Here is a 17528-nt window from a genome sequence, read left to right as displayed (position 1 = left end):
CCGTTCCCATGCCGAACACGGCCGTGAAACGCCCCAGCGCCAATGGTACTTCGTCTCAAGACGCGGGAGAGTAGGTCATCGCCAGGTCTGATAATAGCAACACCAAATCAATCTTCTCTTTACTTCTTACAAAAACGGCCCGGGTCTTCCCTGGCCGTTTTTTTGTGCCTTTTTTCCTGATCATTCCCCGTCGCTGCCGACGGGATAGACGAAATGATCGGCGTCCGTTCCAGGCTGAAACAGCCGCCATTCCTCCATGGCGTGGAAGTTCTGCGAGATCGCGGGCAGAACGTTCAGTTCCAGATGACGATCGAACACCACGTCAAATGCGCCGGCTGGTTTCATGGTGAGCGAAGCGACGGTGACAGGGTTTTGCTCCAGCCAATTCAACATGCTGTTTCTGTTTGAAAAAAAGATCGATTGTTCGATATCGCTCCTGTTGCACGGTTCTCCGCTGGCGGCTTCATAGTGAAAATCATCCACGCAAGGATCACCGATCCATCGCGCACGAAACGCCAGGGGCATTGAAGATGGAGATCCCATTCGGAGAGCTGGATGGTCTTGCCGCGCCGTTCGACAAGCGGTCCTTTGCCGAAACCGATCATGGCCATGTCGGCCGCATGGTTGACGCCGGTCAGCGGTTTGCCAACCAGATTGTCGAGACATTCGCATGGCGTCATCGGCGTCACCCCAGATAAAATGTCGTCGCCATCAGGAAGAAGATGAGCACGCCAAGCACGTCGTTCGACGAGGTTATGAACACGCCGATCGCCATCGCCGGATCGAAACCCAGCTTGTCGAGCAGGATGGGAATTGTCGCGCCGACCATTGCGGCGAGCGTCGTGACGCACAACAGCGACAGGGACGTCGCGAGCACAAGATTGAGCGGATCCTCGATTTGGATGAACAGCGATGCGACAAACACAAGCATGCCGAGGACGAGGCCGGCGACTGCGCCGTTGATCAGCGCGGCGACGAGTTCCTTCAGCAGGCGCCAGAGGATGTCGCCCTCCCAGACCTTGCCGGTCGCCAGACCGCGCACGGCGACGGCGGAGGCCTGAAGCCCGGCGTTGCCGGCAAGCGACATGGTGATGGGAATGAAGGAGGCGAGCACGATCGCCGCGGCGAGCTGGTCCTCGAATATGCCGACGACGCTTGCCGCGACGCTGGCGCCGACCAGACCGGCGAGCAGCCATGGCAGGCGGCCCTTGACGATGCGCAGGATCGAGTCGTCGGCTTCTGATTCCGGCGACACGCCGCTCATGAACATCATGTCTTCCGAGGCTTCCTCAACGGCGATGCGGTTCAATTGCTTGGGCGTGATGCGTCCGATCAACCGCCCGTCCGCGTCGATCACCGGAACGGTGCGCATGTCGCGATTGCGCGCGATCCGCAGCACCTCTTCCTGGTCGGTGTCGGCAGCGACGGCGATGAAATCGGTGGCCATGATATCACCCAGCGTCTGGTCTTTCTGGGCGAGCAGAAGGGGTCCGACGCCGACTGTTCCGACAAGTCTTCCCTCCGCGTCGACCACGTAGAGCGTGAAGATTTTGCGGATGCGGTCGGCCTCGGACCGGATGGCGGCAACGGCGTCCTCGACGCTCAGTGTTTCCGACAGCGCGACGAACCGGCGCGCCATGACACGGCCCGCCGTGTCGTGGCTGTAGACGGCGGTTTCTGCTACGCCGCTCGCATCGGGAAGGTTGTCGAGCAGCAATTCGGCGATATCGTCCGGAAAACTGTTGAGGGTTTCCGCCGCATCCTCCGGATCCATCCCGTCGAGGATATCGATGAGCTGCTGCTGGGTGGACTCCTGCATCAGCAGGGAACGGAAATCAGGCTTGAGTTCGGCGATGACCCGCACCGACGGATTGGCCGGCAGCCACTGGAACAGCTTGCGCGCATATTTCAACCGCATCCGCGTCAGCATCTGCATGACGTCGAGCGGATCCCACATCTTCAGCGCCGCCAGGAGGTCCGTCTTGCGGCGCTCCCTGACGAGTTTTCTGATCGTGGCCAGCGTCTGGTCATTGGCCGGGTCAGGCGTATCGGGTTGTTCCCTGACCCAATTCAGGTCTTCTGGCTTGTTCATTCTCGTCATTCCGGATAATCGACTACTTTCTGACATTGCCGCGTGACGGCGTAATGAATCAACAGATTAAGTCTTTTACAGGTTATGTTTTTTCCTGAATATTGTTCGCATAGTTTCCGTCGGACGAGGGACTAAGATGGACAAGAACGAAGAACGCTCGGTTGAAAACCTGGTTCTGGCTGTCGCCCGAACGGAACTGGCGAACCGGCGTACGTTGCTTGCCTATCTGAACACCAGCATTGCGCTGTTCGTATCCGGCGCAGGGCTGTTGAAACTGAGCGGAAGCCCGTGGCTGGAATTTCTCGGCACCGTCTTCATGCCGGTTTCCCTTATCGTGGCGACGATCGGGATCATCGACTACCGGATCCTGCGCAAAGATATTGAATCCGAACGCCTGAAACTCCAGGACGAGGCGTCAGCTGACGACAGCAATTAGCTCGGGGACCAGAAGAAAGGCAGAAAGCACTGCGCCAGCCAGTCCCCACAGGCGCCAGTTTTTCAGGCCGGCGGGCGCTTCCGGCCGGCTGCCGATCCGCCAGAGCGACAGGTTCACCAGGGTGAAGACCATCAGGATGACGATGCTCGTCAGCTTGGCGAGGCTGACAAGAGGAACCGCGAGCGCCAGGATTGCGATGATTGCCCCGACCAGAAGCGTGGCGGTTGACGGCGTGCGCCGCTTCTCATGCACATGCGCGAGAAAGCCCGGCATCAGGTTTTCGCGGGCCATACCGTAGAGCACCCGACTCGACATGACGATCTGCACCAGAATGCCGTTGACCATGGCGATCGTCGCCATCGCGGCGATCGGCGCGCCCGAGCGGCCGGTGATCGAGGCGAAGAGATCGGCCAGGGGCGCCTGGCTGGAGGTCAGCGCCTCGCGATCCGGAGCCGCGATCGCGATTATCGAAACGAGAAGATAGATCGCGATGGTGATCACCAGCGTCAGGATGATCGCCAGCGGCAGATTGCGTTGCGGATCGCGCGTCTCCTCCGCCATGTTGACGATATCCTCGAAGCCGACAAAGGCGAAGAAGGCGATCAGGCTGGCGCTCAACACCAGACCCCAAACGGCGCCGGAGGCGGGCAGGCTCAACAGTTTTGGCGCAATGTCGGCTTCGAAGACGAGAGGCGCGCCGGCGAAGCAGACGACAATGAGCGTGCCGGTTTCCAGCACCGTGATGACGGCTGCGAAACCGACGCTCATGCGCACGCCGGCAAAAGCAATCAGCGTAAGGGCGGCGATGACGGACAGCGACAGCAGCCATTGCGGCAGGGCGACCAGGCTACCCAGATAACCGGCGAAGGAAAGGGCGATAACGGCGCTCGAGACGATACCGGTCGCCGAGACGCCGAGGCCGACAAGACGACCCCAGAACGCGCCAAGACCGACTTTCACATAGACCGCCTCTCCGGCGGCGACGGGATAGACGGCTCCGAGGCGGGAATAGGAGAAGCCGGTCGCGCCGGCGATCAGCCCCGCAATCAGGAATGTCAGCGGCGCATGGTCGCCGGCGATCCGCAGAATTTCGCCCATCAGGGCGAAAATGCCGGCGCCTATCGTCACTCCCACGCCGTAAAACACCAGGAGCGGCAGCCCAATCACCCGATTGAGCGCTTCCTCCCGGGAACCATCATCCACCGCCACGCCGCCGACCTCCATTTTCACCGGACACAATTATAGCCGGCATTTGTCAAACGCTGTTGATCAATATCAATACGCATTTCAGGTGCGATCGTGTATATTAGAATTATTCAAAAGAATGACGGACTGCGCGCATGAAGCTTGAACATGACCACAGCGCGGCGGCGATCCGCGACCGCCTTAGAGCCGGCGCCAAGCCCAACTATATCCGCGACTGGGTCTATGGGGGCATTGACGGCGCGGTGACGACCTTCGCGATTATCTCCGGCGTCGTCGGCGCCGAACTTTCGACCCGCACCATCATCATCATGGGGTTCGCCAACCTGATCGCGGACGGCTTTTCCATGGCGGCCAGCAATTACAGCGGCACCAAGACCGAGGTCGACAATCTGGAAAGATTGCGGCGGATAGAGCGGAAGCACATTGCCGCAGAACCGGAGGGTGAACGCGAGGAGATCCGCCAGATATTCCAGGGCAAGGGCATCGAGGGCGAGGCGCTCGAATCAGCGGTTGCGGCGGTGACCTCCAATGACGAGACCTGGATTTCCACGATGCTCGTGGACGAATACGGGCTTTCCGAAGTGGTGCGCTCACCGATGCTCTCGGCGGCAAGCACCTTCATCGCGTTCCTGATCTGCGGCCTCGTGCCGCTCATGCCCTATCTGACAGGCAGTGAAGACGGTTTCATGATTTCGCTCGTCGCGACCGCCATCGTCTTTTTTGCAATCGGGGCGACGAAAGCCACCTGGTCGCCACAGCCCTGGTGGCGATCGGGGCTGGAGACCCTGGCGATAGGACTGGCGGCGTCGGCTGTCGCCTACGCCATCGGCTATTTTCTCAAGAGCGTCGTCTGATCGGTCATTCAGCCGGAACGGCGAGGCCGCCGGTGCGAACGAGGAATTCGACGATCTTGTCGACACCTTCGCCGCGGCGCATGTCAGTGAACAGCGTCGCCTTGCCGTGACGCATGCGGTCCGCGTCGCGGCGCATCACCGCGAGATCGGCGCCGACATAGGGCGCAAGATCGGTCTTGTTGACGATCAGCAGGTCGGAGCGGGTGATGGCGGGCCCGCCCTTGCGGGGGATTTCTTCGCCTTGCGCGACGGAAATGACGTAGATCGTCAGGTCGGCAAGCTGCGGGGAGAAGGTGGCCGCGAGATTGTCGCCGCCGGATTCAATGAAAATCACGTCGAGGTCCGGATGAACGCCGAGCAGTTCGTCGATCGCCGACAGGTTGATTGAGGCGTCCTCGCGGATCGCGGTGTGCGGACAGCCGCCGGTCTCGACGCCGACGATCCGGTCCGACGACAGCGCCTGCATCCGCACCAGCGCCTCGGCGTCCTCCCTGGTATAGATGTCGTTGGTCACGACGCCGATGGAAAAATCGCCGCGCATCGCCTTGCAGAGTTTTTCCGTCACTGTCGTCTTGCCGGATCCGACCGGCCCGCCGATGCCGATGCGCAGGGGGCCGTGTGCCGATTGGGTCATGAGCGAAAGAGCCTCGAATATTGGGTTTCATGTCTCATCGACATGATTTCCGCCAGAAATGCGGCGCCGCCAAGGTCATCGAGCGTGGAATTCATCGCGCGCTCGACCGTCTCGGTCACGCAATCCTCAAGCGCCGCCATGATCGCCACGCCCTGTTGCTGACCGAGCGGTAGCAGCCGCAGGCTCGCCTGGACGGCGTTGGAAACCATGGCGTGCAGAAAGGCGGCGAGCGCGGCGCAAAGATCAATCCCGTGGGCGCCGGAAGCGACGCCGGCGGCCACCGGCAGCGGGCAACTGGACGGCAGTACGTCAAGAACGGGCGAGGGCCATTCGCGGGCGGCTTTCAGGAATGCCGATCCCTGGCCCATGGTCTCGATCTGGCGCCCTGCGGAACCCGCCATGGCTTCGGCGAGTTCGGCCACGTCAAGACAATCCTCCCTGACGCGCGCCCTGCGCCAGCTCTCCGCAAACAGAACGGCGTCGTTCCACGGCTGTCCGAGCGCAAGGCTGTCCTCCAGCCATTGGCGAAGCCCGTCGCCGTCGGAAATCAGCCCGTCATGGACAGCGCCTTCCAGACCTTGGCTGTAGGTGAAAGCGCCTGTTGGAAAAGCCGGAGACATCCAGCTCATCAGCCGCAGCAGAGAGCGCTGATCAGTCATGGTGGTGACCGTGATGATGGCTATGTTGACCATGGCCGTCGCCATAGGCTCCGCCTTCCGGATCGAAGGCCGCCTCGATTTCCGTAACAGCGGCGCCTAGTCCCTCCAGCATGGCGCGCAGGGTATGGTCGCGCCGGATCAGCATGCAGTCTTCCATGATCTGCGACGGGCAGTGCCGATTGCCGAGATGCCAGGCCAACCGCAACATGTGTTGAGGATCGTGCGCCGCGACCCGATAGAGCTTTTCAGGCGCGGCGTGAACTTCGATGACCCGGCCATCGTCGAGAACGAGCCCGTCGCCGTGACGCAGAAGCCGCGCCTCGCCGAGATCGAGCAGGAACTCGACGCCATTGTCGGAGGTCATCACCATGCGGCGGCGGAACCGGGCGGTTTCGTCGAGCGTGATCGTGTCGGCCGCCTTCCAGCCGTCCTCGAACGCCACCATTGTTGCGACCGGTCTCGTCAAAACAGGAAATACCTCTGGGCCATGGGCAGAACCTCCGCCGGTTCGCAGGTGAGCAATTCACCATCGGCGCGGACCTCGTAGGTTTCCGGATCGACCTCGATCGAGGGCGTCGCCGAATTGAGCAGCATGGACGATTTGCCGATGCCGCCGCGGGTGTTTTTCACGGGCGCCATGCCCTTCTGTGTGCCGAGTTTGGATCGCAAATCGTTGGCCATGGCGGCTTCGGAGACAAAAACGACCGACGAAGCGGTGCGCGACCTGCCGAAAGCGCCGAACATCGGACGGTAGTGAACCGGCTGCGGCGTCGGGATCGAGGCGTTGGGATCTCCCATGATCGAGGCCGCGATCGTGCCGCCGATCAGCACCATATCGGGTTTCACGCCGAAGAAGGCGGGATTCCACATCACGATATCGGCGCGCTTGCCGACTTCCAGCGAGCCGATATGCGCGCTCATGCCGTGGGCGATCGCCGGATTGATCGTGTATTTGGCAATGTAGCGGCGAACGCGGATATTGTCGTTGTCGCCGGTTTCGTCCGGCAGCCGGCCGCGCTGTTTCTTCATCTTGTCGGCCGTCTGCCAGGTGCGGATGAGCACCTCGCCGACCCGGCCCATCGCCTGGCTGTCGGAGGCGATGATGGAGAAAGCGCCCATATCGTGGAGAATGTCTTCCGCCGCGATCGTTTCCTTGCGGATGCGGCTTTCGGCAAAGGCGACGTCTTCGGGAATATCGCTGTCGAGATGGTGGCAGACCATCAGCATGTCGAGGTGCTCGGCCACGGTGTTCGCCGTGTAGGGCCGCGTCGGGTTTGTCGACGAGGGGATGACATTGTCGAGCCCGCAGACCTTGATGATGTCGGGAGCATGGCCGCCGCCGGCGCCTTCCGTGTGGAAGGCGTGGATGGTGCGCCCCTTGATGGCGTCGATGGTGTTTTCCACGAAGCCGCTTTCGTTGAGCGTATCCGTATGGATCATCACCTGGACGTCGTAGTCGTCGGCGACCGACAGGCAATTGTCGATGGCCGCCGGCGTCGTGCCCCAGTCTTCATGGAGCTTCAGCGAGCAGGCGCCGCCCACAACCATCTCGATCAGTGCGTCGGGGCGCGACGCGTTGCCCTTGCCGGAAAAGGCAAGGTTCATCGGGAAATCGTCGGCCGCCTGTATCATGCGCCCGATATGCCACGGGCCGGGCGTGCAGGTGGTGGCCAGCGTGCCGTGCGCCGGACCGGTGCCGCCGCCAAGCAGCGTGGTCACGCCCGACATCAGCGCTTCGTCTATCTGTTGCGGGCAGATGAAGTGGATATGGGCGTCGAAGCCGCCGGCCGTCACGATCTTGCCCTCTGCGGCGATCGCCTCTGTGCCGGGGCCGATAATGATGTCGACATCCGGCTGGATATCGGGATTTCCGGCCTTGCCGATGGCGGCGATCTTTCCGTCCTTCAGGCCGATGTCGGCCTTGTAGACGCCGGTGTGATCAACGATCAGCGCGTTGGTCAGGACCGTATCGACAGCGCCGCCGGCCTGCGTGATCTGCGACTGGCCCATGCCGTCGCGAATGACCTTGCCGCCGCCGAACTTGACCTCTTCGCCATAGGTGGTGAGGTCCCTTTCGACCTCGATGAACAGTTCGGTGTCGGCGAGGCGGACCTTGTCGCCCGTCGTCGGACCGAACATGTGGGCATAGACGGGTCTGGGAATGGATACGGACATTACAGATCTCCCATTATCATCTGGCGGAAGCCGAAGACGTGACGGTCGCCGCGATAGGGCACAAGCGTGATCTCGCGCTCCTGACCCGGCTCAAATCGCACGGCGGTGCCGGACGGGATGTTGAGACGCCTGCCGCGCGCCTTCTCCCGATCGAATTCCAGCGCCGCGTTGGTTTCGAAGAAATGATAATGGCTTCCGACCTGGATCGGTCTGTCGCCGCTGTTGGCGACAATGATCGTGACCGTGTCGACGCCGGCGTTGAGGGTGATGTCTCCCTCGGGATGGATGAATTCTCCCGGTATCATGGTTTTTCCCCTCTTTTAGCGGATCGGCTCATGGACTGTGACAAGCTTCGTTCCGTCCGGGAACGTTGCTTCAACCTGTACGTCGTGGATCATTTCCGGCACCCCTTCCATGCACTGGTCGCGCGTGATCACATGCGCGCCGGCTTCCATCAGATCCGCGACGGCGCGGCCGTCGCGGGCGCCTTCGACGACGTAGTCGGTGATCAGCGCAATGGCTTCAGGATGATTGAGCTTGACGCCGCGCGACAGCCGCTTTCGCGCGACCTCCGCCGCCATGGCGATCAACAGCTTGTCTTTTTCCCGGGGGGTCAGATTCATGCGTAGTCCTCACAGGTTCCATAGTTTCGGCAGGCCATGGCCGGGTCCGATCACGGTGGCGGTCAACAGTTCAAGCATGGGCGCGAGCTGCTTTCGCAATTCCAGTCCGCTGTCGGCGACCATGCGAATGACGATCTTGTCTCCCGCCGCCGCGCGGACGTGGCTGGCGCCTGCGCGCACGCCGGCCAATCGCCGCAGCTTTTCGAGGATATCGCCACAATCCGCGCTGACAAGCATGATCGTAGCGAGCGCGATTGCTCCGCCGGCTACATTGGCCTTGCGCAGCATTTCGGCGACATCGCCGGACAATCTGAGATCTTCGGCGTGGATGAGCTGGCCGTCGCGTCTTATGCGCCAGCGGTCCGCAATACAAGCCTGCCGCACGGTCTCGCCCATCGCCTTTCGCCCGAAGATCATGGGCTCGACCATCAGATAGGACGATGACGGATGGAGCTCGACATCAATCGAGCGTGACAGGCTCGCGCGGTCGAAGATGATGGTTTCCTGCGGCAGCCAGCAGAGCGTCGCGCCGGGTTCAACCCTGATCGACGTGTTCACGCTCGCGACGCCGCCGATCGAGCGATAATAACGTTCGCAGGCCTGGGTGGTCACGACCGCGCTGGCGTTTTCGTCGACTTGGATATCCCAGTTCAGGCAGTCGCCGCCGGTCAGCCCTCCGGCCGTATTGATGAGGACGGCGTCGAGCGCGCGGTTCGATTGCGGCGACGGCATTCTTATCTTGCAGGCGCCCTCCTGGTAGAGCGTCGCCAGCCGCGTGGCGCGATCGACGACCCGCACGCCGAGACGACCGGTTCCGCCGGTTCTCTGCATCCGGATTGTATCAACGGCTGTTTTGTCCAGAGTTTGCAGCATGCCTATACCATCAGGTGGCGGCGTACCTCCGGCTGGTCGAGGTCTTCGGCCGGCCCCTGATGCACGATCTCACCACGATCCATGATATAAACTGAATCGGCCAGTTCGCGGCAAAAGTCCAGATATTGCTCGACAAGAAGGATCGTCAGACCCGACGTATCGCGCAGAAAGGTCAGCGCCCGTCCGATGTCCTTGATGATCGACGGCTGGATTCCCTCCGTCGGTTCGTCGAGAAGCAGGAGTTTCGGCCGGGTGACCAGCGCGCGTCCAATGGCCAGTTGCTGTTGCTGGCCGCCGGACAGGTCGCCGCCGCGCCGCGACAACATGTCGTTGAGAACCGGAAACAGCTCGAAGACTTCAGACGGTATCGTCCGGTCCTTGCGCTTCAGGCAGGCGAAACCCGTTTCGAGATTCTCGCGCACCGTCAACAACGGAAAGATTTCTCGTCCCTGCGGGACAATGGCGATGCCCTTGGAGGCGCGCACATAGGGCGCATTGCCGTTGATCGACGCATCTTCGAAGGTGACGGCGCCGGACGAGACAGGATGCTGACCGGTGACGGCGCGCAGGAGGGACGTCTTGCCGACGCCGTTGCGGCCCAGAACGCAGGTGATCTTCGAGGGCTCCGCCTTGACAGATACGCCGCGCAGCGCTTCCGCAGCTCCGTAGTGGAGGTGGATGTCGTCAACCTCAAGCGTTGTCATGGCGTTTCCCGTTTCATCTCGTTTTAGCGCCCGAGATAATTTTCGATGACTTTTTCATTGGCGCTGACATGGTCGAGCGATCCTTCGGCCAGAACCGAGCCTTCCGCGAGAACCGTGACCTTGACGCCGAGATTGCGCACGAAGCCCATGTCGTGCTCGACCACGACGACGGAGCGCGTCTTCGCGATCTCGCGCAGGAGCTTGGCGGTTTCGTCCGTCTCGGAATCCGTCATGCCGGCGACGGGCTCGTCGACCAGCATCAGCTTCGGCTCCTGCGCCAGCAGCATGCCGATCTCCAGCCACTGTTTCTGACCATGCGAGAGATTGGCGGCCAGTTCGTCGTGGCGAGCAGTCAGTCGGATGGTTTCGAGAATCTCGTCGATCTGCTCGCGATCCTTGCCGGTCGTCTGGTAGAAGAGCGTTGAAAAGACGCCGCGCTTGCGGTTCAGCGCCAGTTCCAGGTTGTCCCAGACCGTATGGCTTTCGAAGACCGTCGGCTTCTGGAACTTACGGCCGACGCCCATGGCGGCGATGTCGGTCTCGTCATGCTGGGTGAGATCGATTTCACCGTCGAAGATGACGTATCCGGAATCCGGTCGCGTCTTGCCGGTGATGATGTCCATCATTGTCGTCTTACCGGCGCCGTTCGGACCGATGATGGCGCGCATCTCGCCAGGCTTCAGGATCATCGACAGATTGTTGATGGCCTTGAACCCGTCGAAGGCGACGCTGACGCCGTCGAGATAGAGCAGGCTGCCTTTGGCTTCCTTCATTCCGCCGCCGCCTCTTTTGCCGCCGAATGCAAGTTCGGGTGTTCATCCCTGGGTTTCGTTGCGCGGCCGTACAGTCCGCTGATGCTGCCGACAATGCCTTTTGGCAGGAACAGGGTCACGCCGACAAACAGGGCGCCGAGCGCAAACAGCCAGAATTCCGGGAAGGCCGCTGTGAAGAATGTCTTTCCGACATTGACGAGGACGGCGCCGATGATCGGCCCAATCAGCGTTCCGCGACCGCCGACGGCGGTCCACACCACCACCTCGATGGAATTGGCGGGCGCGAATTCGCCCGGATTGATGATGCCGACCTGCGGCACATAAAGCGCGCCGGCGACGCCGGCCATCATGGCCGAGACGACGAAGACGAAGAGTTTCACGTTTTCGACGCGGTATCCGAAGAAGCGGGAGCGGCTTTCCGCGTCGCGGACCGCCACCAGAACCTTTCCGAATTTCGAGCGCACGATGCCCGAACAGATCAGGAAGGAAATCGCGAGCGCGATGCAGGAGGCGGCGAAGAGCGCCGCGCGCGTGCCGTCGGCCTGGATGTTGAAGCCGAGGATGTCCTTGAAATCCGTCAGGCCGTTATTGCCGCCGAAGCCCATCTCGTTGCGGAAGAAGGCGAGCAGCAGGGCGTAGGTCATGGCCTGGGTGATGATCGACAGATAAACGCCCGTCACGCGGCTTCGGAACGCGAACCAGCCAAAGACGAAGGCGAGCAGGCCGGGCACGAACAGGATCATGATCGCCGCGAACCAGAACATGTCGAAGCCGTGCCAGAACCAGGGCAGTTCCTTCCAGTTCAGGAACACCATGAAGTCGGGAAGCACCGGGTCGCCATAAACGCCGCGGGTTCCGATCTGGCGCATCAGATACATGCCCATGGCGTAGCCGCCGAGCGCGAAGAAGGCGCCGTGGCCGAGGGACAGGATGCCGCAATAGCCCCACACAAGATCGAGCGCGAGCGCGAGCAGCGCATAGCACGTGTACTTGCCCATCAGGCTGATTGCGTAATTGGGGATGTGGAAGAAGCTGTCGCGCGGCAGCGCGAGGTTTGCGATGGGCACGAGGATCGCGATGGCGACGAGGATCGCGACGACCCAGCTTGCCTTCTTGTCGAGCGCCTTGATGATGAACGGGGTAATCATGCTTCCACTGCGCGTCCCTTGAGCGCAAACAGTCCGCGGGGACGTTTCTGTATGAACAGGATGATGAAAACCAGGATCAGGATCTTGGCGAGAACCGCGCCTGCGAAGGGCTCAAGGAACTTGTTGGCGACGCCGAGCGTCATCGCCCCGATCAGCGTGCCCCAGAGATTGCCGACGCCGCCGAACACCACGACCATGAAGCTGTCGATGATGTAGCTCTGGCCGAGATTGGGCGAGACGTTTGAAATCTGCGAGAGCGCCACGCCGGCGATGCCGGCGATGCCCGAGCCGAGCGCAAAGGTGAAGGCGTCGACCCAGGGCGTTCGTATGCCCATGGACGAGGCCATCTTGCGGTTCTGCGTCACCGCCCGCATCTGCAGGCCGAAAGGCGTCTTCTTCAGCACCACGAAGAGGGCGGCGAAGACGAACAGCGAAAACACCACGATCCAGAGCCGGTTTGCGGTAATCACCAGGCCGCCGATTTCATAGGCGCCGGACATCCAGTCCGGGTTGCCGACTTCCTTGTTGGTCGGGCCGAAGATGGTTCTCACGCCCTGCTGCAGGATCAGCGATACGCCCCAGGTGGCGAGCAGGGTTTCCAGCGGACGCCCGTAGAGGAAGCGGATGACGCCGCGCTCGAGGATCAATCCGCAGCCGCCGGAGACAGCGAAGGCCAGCGGCAGGGCGATCAGCAGGGAATAGTTGAACAGTTCGGGGAAACTGTTGCGGATGATTTCCTGCACGACGAAGGTCGTGTACGCGCCGAGCATCACCATTTCGCCGTGCGCCATGTTGATGACGCCCATCACGCCGAAGGTGACGGCGAGGCCGATGGCCGCCAGAAGCAGCACGGAGCCGAGCGAAACGCCGTACCAGATCGTCTGGCCGTAGTCCCAGAGAACGAGCGTCCGCTCTATCTGCTCGACGGCTTTGTTGGCGGCCTCGGCGACGGCGGGGCTGGCGTTGAAGGTGACGCCCTTCAGCACATTAAGCACATTGCGTCCGCTGGTTTCAGCGACCAGATCGACGGCCTCGATCTTGGTCTCGTCGGACGCATCGGTGTTGAGGATGACGGCGGCGCGCGCCAGATCCATCTTTTTGCGGACCGTCGGATCCTGTTCTGCGGCGATCGCCTCGTCGAGAAGTTCGAGACTTTCCGGATCGCCGGATTCGAAGATGGTTTCGGCGGCTGAAATCCTGACCGACGGGTCTTTGCTCATCAAGGTCAGGCCGCCCACGGCCTTGTCGATCAGCCGCCTGAGGCTGTTGTTGACCTTGATCTTTTCGACGGCGCCGGAGGCAACGACCTCGATCTCTTCGCCGGTAATAGGGTCAAGCAACGCCAGGTCGCGACCGGATTTCTTCGTGATGTAGACGGTCTTGTCGGATTTCTTGAAATAGAGATCGCCCTCTTTCAGCGCCTGCAAAGCGGGCACGACGTCGGAATTGCCGGTGGCGGCGATCGCTTCGACCTGTGCGATGCGCTGCCTCAGCTTGCCTTGCGACAACTCGTTGATCAGATCTCCCGGATCGCTCTGCGCTGCGGCGGGCAAAGCCAGGAGCGGCAGAAGGAGCAGAAAGACGAGAAATCGGAACGGTTTGAGCATGGGCTTCAGGCCGGGCTACCAAAAAGAGGGGAATGCGGAGCGACGGGCGCCGTGGCGCCCGCCGATAGTTTCGGGGCTTAGCTGCCCTTGCCGCCGCAGGTGGCGGATTCAACGTTGAAGTTGCCGCACTCGAGCGGCTTGCGCCAATCGGAGATCAGCTTGGCCGAATCCGGCAGGAAGTCGGACCAGGCGTCGCCCGGCACCAGACCGTCGGTGGAATCGACGACGTCGAACTGACCGTCTTCCTGGATTTCACCAATCAGCACCGGCTTGGTGATGTGATGGTTCGGCATCATTGCGGAATAGCCGCCCGTGAGGTTCGGGACGGATACGCCGACCAGGGCGTCGATGACAGCGTCGGTGTCGGTCGTGCCAGCCATTTCGACGGCCTTAACCCACATGTTGAAGCCGATATAGTGTGCTTCCATCGGGTCGTTGGTCACGCGGTCGGGACCGGTGAAGGCCTTCCAGGTTTCGATGAACTCGGCGTTTTCCGGTGTGTCGACGGACTGGAAGTAGTTCCAGGCGGCCAGGTGGCCTACGAGCGGAGCCGTGTCGAGACCGGCCAGTTCTTCTTCGCCCACGGAGAAGGCGACGACGGGAATGTCGGTTGCTTCGATGCCCTGGTTGCCGAGTTCCTTGTAGAAGGGAACGTTGGCGTCGCCGTTGATGGTGGAGACCACGGCGGTCTTCTTGCCTTCGGAACCGAACGCCTTGATGTCGGACACGATCGTCTGCCAGTCGGAGTGACCAAACGGCGTGTAGTTGATCATGATGTCTTCTTCAGCGACGCCCTTGTCCTTCAGGTAGGCTTCGAGGATCTTGTTGGTCGTGCGCGGATAGACGTAGTCCGTTCCGGCAAGCACCCAGCGCTCAACGCCTTCGACGTCGAAGAGATAATCAACGGCGGGGATCGCCTGCTGGTTTGGAGCAGCGCCTGTGTAGAAGACGTTGCGCTGGCTTTCTTCACCTTCGTACTGCACAGGGTAGAAGAGAATGCTGTTCAGCTCCTCGAACACAGGCAGGACGGATTTGCGGGAAACCGAAGTCCAGCAGCCGAAGACAGCGGCCACCTGATCGACATCGATCAGTTCGCGCGCCTTTTCGGCGAAAAGCGGCCAGTCGGACGCCGGATCGACAACGACGGCTTCAAGCTTCTTGCCGAGAAGACCACCCTTTTCGTTCTGCTCTTCGATGAGCATGAGCATCACGTCTTTGAGGGTTGTTTCCGAAATAGCCATCGTGCCAGACAGCGAATGAAGGATGCCGACCTTGATCGTGTCCTCCTGGGCCGTGGCGACAGTCGTCATCATCGCGGCGGCGATTGCAGCAAGACCAAGGGTTTTGGCCTTTCCAGTCAAAATACTCATTCATTTCTCCCTGAGAAGTATTTGCACCGGTCAACGATTCGCATGAATCGTGCCAGTTTGTGATTCAGCGCGATCCGTCGCTGTAACTTTCTGAATCAAAACATTTATTTATCCATACCTGGGGCGAGCTTGACGACGATGCCTTCAATTGCATCCGGTACGGAGGTGTCCCGTGTATCGGGATGCCGAATTTTTAGGCAGTTCGACGCATTGCGCATCAAATCTCAGCGAATTCCGGATGACGGGGCCGCTACTATGAGCTAGTTAAAGGGCGCCGGCCTCCTGGCCGGTAGAGGTATTTGCACCAAACCTCCGCCCTGCGCCGTTCTCCGGCGCGGGGTTGCGAGACAATCCTTAAACACTGTCGAAACACCACCCGATCGGGAGATATATCATGAGCATTGCTTCCACACTGAGTTCGAAACTGTCAGATCCCGATCTGGTGAAAGCGGCGGGCTATATTAACGGGGAATGGATCGAGCAGTCGGATGAGGGCGGCTCCTTCGAGGTGACCAATCCATCGAACGGCGACGTGATCGCGACGTTGCCCGACATGAGCGCGGCCGAGACGAAGCGAGCCATCGATTGCGCCTATGACGCCCAGAAGGCATGGGCCGCAAAAACCGGCAAGGAACGCGGCGCGCTCCTGCGACGCTATTTCGAACTGATGGTGGAGAACGCCGACGACCTCGCCACGATCCTGACCATGGAAATGGGCAAGCCCTGGCCGGAAGCGCGCGGCGAGATCCTTTATGGCGCGTCCTTCATCGAGTGGTTCTCCGAAGAGGCCAAGCGCGTCTACGGCGACACCATTCCGGGACATCAGGCCGACAAGCGCATCGTCGTCATCAAGCAGCCGATCGGCGTCGTCGGCACGATCACGCCGTGGAACTTTCCCAACGCCATGATCACCCGCAAGATTGGTCCGGCGCTGGCGACCGGCTGCACCGTTGTTTCGAAGCCGGCCAAGCAGACGCCGCTTTCGGCAATTGCGCTTGCAGTGCTGGCGGAGCGCGCCGGGTTTCCGGCCGGCGCGTTCAACCTCATCGTCGGCAAGTCCAGCTCGGCGATTGGCAAGGAATTGTGCACGAACGACAAGGTGCGCAAGATCACCTTCACCGGTTCGACCGAGGTCGGGCGCATTCTCATGAGGCAGAGCGCTGAGCAGATCCAGAAAGTTGGGCTGGAGCTTGGCGGCAACGCGCCGTTCATCGTTTTCGACGACGCCGACGTCGACGCCGCCGTTGATGGCGCGATCATTTCCAAATACCGCAACGCCGGCCAGACCTGCGTCTGCGCCAACCGGCTCTATGTGCAGGCGGGCGTCTATGACGAATTCGCCGAGAAGCTGGCGAAGAAGGTTGGCGAGCTGAAGGTGGGCGACGGCTTCGAGGAAGGCGTGACGACCGGCCCTCTGATAGACGAGGGTGGCCTCGACAAGGTCAAGGAGCACGTGGCCGACGCAACGTCGAAGGGCGCCAAGGTGCTGATCGGCGGCGCAGAAGACAGCCATGGCGGAACGTTCTACCAGCCGACGGTTCTGACCGGCGTGACGACCGACATGAAAGTCGCGCGCGAGGAGACGTTCGGTCCCGTGGCGCCGCTCTTCCGCTTCGATACGGTGGACGATGTGATCGCCATGGCGAACGACACGGAGTTTGGCCTCGCGTCCTACTTCTATGCAACCAACATGAACCGGGTCTGGAAGGTGGCCGAAGCGCTCGAATACGGCATGGTCGGCATCAACACAGGCCTGATCTCCACCGAAGTCGCCCCGTTCGGCGGCGTCAAGCAGTCAGGCCTCGGCCGCGAAGGCTCGAAATACGGGATCGAGGACTTCCTGGAGATCAAGTATCTCTGTTTCGGCGGTGTGGAATAGGTCCGCCGAGCCGATGTACTCTTCGACGGCCATTATTGACAGCTATATCCGAGGCGGTGACTTATGTCTCCGCCTTAGCGTTGAAACAGCTTGGTTTGCAAGCATTTGCATGAAAAATTAACTATATTTCTTCACAACAGTTAAATTGTGCCATAAATACAAGGCGTCATTATTCATTTGGTAAGAAACAGCCAAAATTTCCTGCAAAAACGCATATTTCGTTGTGTTTCTGCAACATTGACATCAAAAGAATAGTTCGTTTTCGCGATATTACTTTACGATATCAATCGTGTTCTGATACTGGTCGAAGCGATCATAGTATGTGTCGTCTCGATATTTTGTGTGGGGACGAGCTGAGTCAATGGAGTGACGGATCTCGAAGTTGATCGAGAGCAGTTTGAGTAACGGGTAGCAGGTAGTTCCTGAGGCGGAGTTTTTCTTCTTCGCGAAACCATCACCAAACGCTGTCGATTGAATATTCGATCCGTCGAAACG

Annotated in this window: 19 protein-coding genes and 1 rRNA gene; 4 read left to right on the top strand and 16 right to left on the bottom strand. The window is 60.7% G+C overall.

Annotated features, from left to right (window positions below; translation table 11 throughout):
- Window positions 1-87: ribosomal RNA gene (rrf, locus tag AAFN47_RS21650) — 5S ribosomal RNA — on the top strand; the annotation flags it as partial.
- Window positions 88-180: 93 nt separating this feature from the next.
- Here the strand turns inward: rrf and AAFN47_RS21645 are convergent.
- From AAFN47_RS21645 to mgtE, 3 genes are read right to left on the bottom strand one after another with little or no spacing between them, the layout of a single operon-like run.
- Window positions 181-393 carry a hypothetical protein gene (locus AAFN47_RS21645; protein ID WP_499811343.1) on the bottom strand — a complete coding sequence of 71 codons (213 nt, stop codon included), beginning with the start codon at window positions 391-393 and terminating at the stop codon, window positions 181-183.
- The gene (locus AAFN47_RS21640; RefSeq protein WP_499811342.1) at window positions 387-680 is read right to left on the bottom strand and encodes a hypothetical protein; all 294 of its coding nucleotides are present in this window, start codon (window positions 678-680) and stop codon (window positions 387-389) included. Before AAFN47_RS21640 ends, AAFN47_RS21645 begins: the two co-directional genes overlap by 7 nt.
- Window positions 681-685: 5 nt before the next feature.
- On the bottom strand, window positions 686-2092 hold the full coding sequence (mgtE, locus tag AAFN47_RS21635) for a magnesium transporter (RefSeq protein WP_499811341.1): 1407 nt from the start codon (window positions 2090-2092) through the stop codon (window positions 686-688).
- A 136-nt stretch (window positions 2093-2228) separates the two neighbouring features.
- Between mgtE and AAFN47_RS21630 the strand changes: the two genes are divergently transcribed.
- Complete coding sequence (locus AAFN47_RS21630; RefSeq protein ID WP_499811340.1) at window positions 2229-2528, top strand: DUF202 domain-containing protein; 300 nt, start codon at window positions 2229-2231, stop codon at window positions 2526-2528.
- Here the strand turns inward: AAFN47_RS21630 and AAFN47_RS21625 are convergent.
- Window positions 2508-3752: an APC family permease gene (locus AAFN47_RS21625; RefSeq protein WP_499811346.1), complete on the bottom strand. Its 1245-nt coding sequence runs from the start codon at window positions 3750-3752 to the stop codon at window positions 2508-2510. The two genes, AAFN47_RS21630 and AAFN47_RS21625, sit on opposite strands and share 21 nt — an antisense overlap.
- 116 nt (window positions 3753-3868) lie before the next feature.
- Here AAFN47_RS21625 and AAFN47_RS21620 point away from each other — a divergent pair, with 116 nt between their 5' ends.
- The gene (locus tag AAFN47_RS21620) at window positions 3869-4588 is read left to right on the top strand and encodes a VIT1/CCC1 transporter family protein (protein ID WP_499811339.1); all 720 of its coding nucleotides are present in this window, start codon (window positions 3869-3871) and stop codon (window positions 4586-4588) included.
- A gap of 4 nt (window positions 4589-4592) precedes the next feature.
- On the opposite strand, the gene ureG is transcribed toward AAFN47_RS21620, so the two are convergent.
- From ureG to urtA, 12 genes are all read right to left on the bottom strand, one after another.
- Window positions 4593-5222 carry an urease accessory protein UreG gene (ureG, locus tag AAFN47_RS21615; protein ID WP_499811338.1) on the bottom strand — a complete coding sequence of 210 codons (630 nt, stop codon included), beginning with the start codon at window positions 5220-5222 and terminating at the stop codon, window positions 4593-4595.
- Window positions 5219-5926 (bottom strand): urease accessory protein UreF, encoded by a 708-nt coding sequence (locus AAFN47_RS21610; RefSeq protein WP_499811337.1) that lies wholly within the window; start codon window positions 5924-5926, stop codon window positions 5219-5221. Before AAFN47_RS21610 ends, ureG begins: the two co-directional genes overlap by 4 nt.
- On the bottom strand, window positions 5874-6347 hold the full coding sequence (locus AAFN47_RS21605; RefSeq protein WP_499811336.1) for an urease accessory protein UreE: 474 nt from the start codon (window positions 6345-6347) through the stop codon (window positions 5874-5876). Before AAFN47_RS21605 ends, AAFN47_RS21610 begins: the two co-directional genes overlap by 53 nt.
- A complete protein-coding gene (gene ureC, locus AAFN47_RS21600) occupies window positions 6344-8056 on the bottom strand; it encodes an urease subunit alpha (protein WP_499811335.1) in 1713 nt (570 codons plus the stop codon). The genes AAFN47_RS21605 and ureC overlap by 4 nt, the downstream gene beginning before the upstream one ends.
- On the bottom strand, window positions 8056-8361 hold the full coding sequence (locus AAFN47_RS21595) for an urease subunit beta (protein WP_499811334.1): 306 nt from the start codon (window positions 8359-8361) through the stop codon (window positions 8056-8058). Before AAFN47_RS21595 ends, ureC begins: the two co-directional genes overlap by 1 nt.
- A gap of 15 nt (window positions 8362-8376) precedes the next feature.
- Window positions 8377-8679, bottom strand: a complete 303-nt coding sequence (locus tag AAFN47_RS21590) for an urease subunit gamma (RefSeq protein ID WP_499811333.1) — start codon at window positions 8677-8679, stop codon at window positions 8377-8379.
- Window positions 8680-8688: 9 nt separating this feature from the next.
- On the bottom strand, window positions 8689-9510 hold the full coding sequence (locus AAFN47_RS21585; RefSeq protein WP_499811332.1) for an urease accessory protein UreD: 822 nt from the start codon (window positions 9508-9510) through the stop codon (window positions 8689-8691).
- A gap of 44 nt (window positions 9511-9554) precedes the next feature.
- Entirely contained in the window at window positions 9555-10256 is a 702-nt protein-coding gene (gene urtE / locus AAFN47_RS21580; protein ID WP_499811331.1) for an urea ABC transporter ATP-binding subunit UrtE, read from the bottom strand.
- A 23-nt stretch (window positions 10257-10279) separates the two neighbouring features.
- Window positions 10280-11029, bottom strand: coding sequence for an urea ABC transporter ATP-binding protein UrtD (urtD, locus tag AAFN47_RS21575; protein ID WP_499811330.1), 750 nt, complete (start codon window positions 11027-11029; stop codon window positions 10280-10282).
- On the bottom strand, window positions 11026-12177 hold the full coding sequence (gene urtC, locus AAFN47_RS21570; protein WP_499811329.1) for an urea ABC transporter permease subunit UrtC: 1152 nt from the start codon (window positions 12175-12177) through the stop codon (window positions 11026-11028). Before urtC ends, urtD begins: the two co-directional genes overlap by 4 nt.
- Window positions 12174-13784: an urea ABC transporter permease subunit UrtB gene (gene urtB / locus AAFN47_RS21565; RefSeq protein WP_499811328.1), complete on the bottom strand. Its 1611-nt coding sequence runs from the start codon at window positions 13782-13784 to the stop codon at window positions 12174-12176. Before urtB ends, urtC begins: the two co-directional genes overlap by 4 nt.
- 77 nt (window positions 13785-13861) lie before the next feature.
- Window positions 13862-15097 carry an urea ABC transporter substrate-binding protein gene (gene urtA, locus AAFN47_RS21560; protein ID WP_499811345.1) on the bottom strand — a complete coding sequence of 412 codons (1236 nt, stop codon included), beginning with the start codon at window positions 15095-15097 and terminating at the stop codon, window positions 13862-13864.
- A 451-nt stretch (window positions 15098-15548) separates the two neighbouring features.
- Between urtA and AAFN47_RS21555 the strand changes: the two genes are divergently transcribed.
- Complete coding sequence (locus AAFN47_RS21555) at window positions 15549-17033, top strand: NAD-dependent succinate-semialdehyde dehydrogenase (RefSeq protein ID WP_499811327.1); 1485 nt, start codon at window positions 15549-15551, stop codon at window positions 17031-17033.
- Window positions 17034-17528 lie beyond the last annotated feature (495 nt).

Origin of the sequence: Hoeflea sp. CAU 1731 (assembly GCF_039888615.1) — a bacterium.
Taxonomy (GTDB): Bacteria; Pseudomonadota; Alphaproteobacteria; order Rhizobiales; family Rhizobiaceae; genus Flavimaribacter.
The sequence above is the reverse complement of the archived record's forward strand: the minus strand, read 5'-3'. Positions and strand labels throughout refer to the sequence as shown.